Below are 2,970 nucleotides of genomic sequence, written 5' to 3' on the forward strand. Positions count from 1 at the left end.
GGGCGCGGCGGGCGGCGGGGTCCGGCCCCGCCGCGGCCGCCGCCTGCAGCTCGTCGCGCCGGGCGCGCTGGTGCTCGACCTGCTCGGCCGCGCTCCCGGCGAGGTCGCGCACCCGCACGAGCGCCGCCCGCGTCGTCCAGCCCCACAGCAGGAGGGCGAGGAGCAGCAGCAGGCCGACGACGAGCGCGACGGTGCCCGCGGTCCCCACGGCTCAGCCCTCCAGACCGAGGTCGGCCAGCCCGAAGGCGGCGCGGTACTCCAGCCCGGCGGCCTCCACCCGCTGGCGGGCGCCGGTGTCGCGGTCCACGATCACCGCGACCCCCACGACGGTGGCCCCGGCCTCGCGCAGCGCCTCCACCGCGGTCAGCACGGACCCGCCCGTGGTGGAGGTGTCCTCCACGGCGAGCACCCGCCGGCCGGCGACGTCCGGCCCCTCGATGCGCCGCTGCAGTCCGTGGGTCTTCTCCGCCTTGCGCACGACGAAGGCGTCCAGCGGGCGCCCGCCGTGGGCCTCGGCCCAGCCGGTGGCGTTCGCGGCGTGCACCATCGCCAGGGCCACCGGGTCGGCGCCGAGGGTCAGGCCCCCGACGGCCTCGAAGTCCCAGTCCGCGACGAGGTCGAGCAGCACGGGCCCGATGAGCGGGGCGGCCTCCCCGTCCAGGCTGGTGCGGCGCAGGTCGACGTAGTGGTCGGCCTCCTTGCCGGAGGCGAGGGTGACGCGGCCGCGCACGACGGCGCGCTCGGCGACGAGGGCCGCGAGGCGCTCGCGCGCGGCGGGGACGGGTAGCGGGCTCACGCTGCCGAAGCGTAGTTGGCGCCGGGAGCCGCTCCACCCGGCGCGCGGGGGGCCAGCCGCAGGGCGGGGACCGCCCAGTGGGTCAGCGGCCCCATGGCCAGGGCGAACAGCAGGGTGCCGGCGCCGACCGTGCCGCCGAGCAGCCACCCGGCGGCGAGCACGCCGACCTCGACGGTGGTGCGGACGACGCGCAGGGAGTGCCCGCGCGCGGCGAGGCCGGTGGAGAGCCCGTCGCGGGGGCCGGGGCCGAGGCCGGCGCCGATGTAGACGCCGGTGGCCACCGCGGCGAGCAGGACCCCGGCGACGAGGAAGGCACCGCGCCCGGCCCAGCCGGTGGGTGCGGGGACCCAGGCGAGGGTCGCGTTGATCCCGAGGCCGACGGCGACGACGTTGGACAGGGTGCCGAGGCCGGGGCGCTGGCGCAGCGGCAGCCACAGCAGCAGCACGAGCGCGCCGACGACGATCGACCAGGTCCCCACCTGCATCCCGAAGGTGCGGCTGAGGCCCTGGTGCAGCACGTCCCACGGCGGCACGCCGAGACCGGCCAGCAGCATCAGCCCGTGGCTGGCGCCGAAGAGGGCCAGGCCCCCGTAGAGCACCGCCAGGCGCAGGGCGAGGCGGTCGGCGGGCAGCGGCAGCAGGAGGGCGGTGGTGGTGGGCACGTGCCGAGCGTGGCAGCCTTGGCCTGGTCGCAGTAGAGCCAATCGCCGGGTGTTGGCCCGGTCGCGGAGGTCGCCCGTGCACGTCCTGCCCCCGCAGCGCCTCGCCCGGCTGCTCGCGCCCCACCTCGTCGCCGGCCCCGCCTACACCGGCGTCGCCACGGGGTTGCGCTCCCTGCTCCTCGACGGGCGGCTGGCCGCGGGCAGCCGGCTGCCCTCCGAGCGCGACCTCGCCGCCGCCCTCGGCACCAGCCGCACCACCGTGACCGCCGGCTACGACCTGCTGCGCGAGCAGGGCTACGTCCTCAGCCGCCGCGGCGCCGGCAGCACCCTCGTGCTGCCCCGCTCCCGGGCGGTGCGCCCCGTGGTCCCCGGCCCGGCCCCCGACCCCGGTGCGGGCGGCCCGCACACCCCCGAGGTGCTCGACCTGGCGGTGGCCGCCCTGCCCGCGCCCTCGGTGCTGGCCGAGCTGGCCGCCGAGGCCGCCGCCGCCCTGCCGCCCGTGCTCGCCGGCCACGGCCTGCACCCCCTGGGCCTGCCCGACCTGCGCGAGGCGGTCGCCGCGCACCTGAGCGGGCGCGGGCTGCCCACCGACGCCTCCCAGGTCCTCGTCACCGCCGGGGCCCTGCACGGCTGGGACCTGCTGCTGCGGGCCCTGGTGCGCCCCGGCGACCGCGTCCTCGTGGAGCAGCCCAGCTACCCCTCCGTCGTGGACGCGGCCCTGGCCCGCGGCGCGCGCCCCGTCGCGCTGCCCGTCGGCGCCGACGGCTGGGAGCTGCCGGTGCACCGGCCCGCGCCGGTGCTGGTGCACGTGACCCCCGACGCGCAGAACCCCACGGGCCTGATCGCCTCCGCCGCGCAGCGGCGCGAGCTGCTGGCCGCGCTGCCGCCGACGGCGACCGTGGTGGCCGACGAGACGTTCGCCGACCTGCTCGACGACGACCTGCCCGGTGGCGCGCCGCCCCCGATGGCCGCCCTGGCCCCCGCCGGGCGGGTGCTCACGGTCGGCTCGCTCAGCAAGTCGGTGTGGGCGGGCCTGCGCATCGGCTGGGTCCGGGGGCCGGCCGAGGTGGTGCGGCGGCTGGCGGTGGCGCGCGGCGGGCAGGACCTGGCCTCCCCCGTGCTGGAGCAGCTGCTGGCCGTGGCGGTGCTGCGCCGGGCCGACGGCCTGCTCGGCGAGCGCCGGGCCCTGGTGCGGCGCCGGCGCGCGGCGATGCTGGCGGCGCTCGCCGAGCACGCCCCGACGTGGCGGGTGCGCCCGCCGGCGGGGGGGCTCGTGCTGTGGGCCGACCTGGGCGCCGGTGTGAGGACGGCGCTGGCGGAGCTGGCGGCGGGGCGCAGGGTGCGGCTGGCGCCGGGTCCGCGCTTCGGGCTGGGCGGGACCCACGACCGCTTCCTGCGCCTGCCGTGCACGGTGGCCGAGGACGCCTGCGGGCCGCTGGTGCGGGACCTGCACGCCTGGTCGCGGGAGCTGGCGCCCGCACCGGCCGGCGCCCGGCGCGGCGGGCGGCGGCG

The 2,970-nt window shown here is 80.0% G+C and carries 3 protein-coding genes and 1 pseudogene; 1 reads left to right on the forward strand and 3 read right to left on the reverse strand.

Annotated elements, in window-relative coordinates; translation table 11 throughout:
* The 3 genes and pseudogenes from ABEB16_RS13480 to yczE form a co-directional block, all read right to left on the reverse strand.
* Nucleotides 1-208, reverse strand: a pseudogene (locus tag ABEB16_RS13480) (hypothetical protein); the annotation flags it as partial.
* A gap of 3 nt (nucleotides 209-211) precedes the next feature.
* A complete protein-coding gene (pyrE, locus tag ABEB16_RS13485; protein WP_345712759.1) occupies nucleotides 212-796 on the reverse strand; it encodes an orotate phosphoribosyltransferase in 585 nt (194 codons plus the stop codon).
* The gene (yczE, locus tag ABEB16_RS13490) at nucleotides 793-1,458 is read right to left on the reverse strand and encodes a membrane protein YczE (protein WP_345712760.1); all 666 of its coding nucleotides are present in this window, start codon (nucleotides 1,456-1,458) and stop codon (nucleotides 793-795) included. The genes pyrE and yczE overlap by 4 nt, the downstream gene beginning before the upstream one ends.
* 76 nt (nucleotides 1,459-1,534) lie before the next feature.
* Here yczE and ABEB16_RS13495 point away from each other — a divergent pair.
* Nucleotides 1,535-2,970: aminotransferase-like domain-containing protein (locus ABEB16_RS13495; protein ID WP_345712761.1), on the forward strand; the 1,436-nt coding region annotated here is incomplete at its 3' end.

It is taken from the genome of Kineococcus glutinatus, from assembly GCF_039542765.1.
Classification (GTDB): Bacteria; Actinomycetota; Actinomycetes; order Actinomycetales; family Kineococcaceae; genus Kineococcus_A; species Kineococcus_A glutinatus.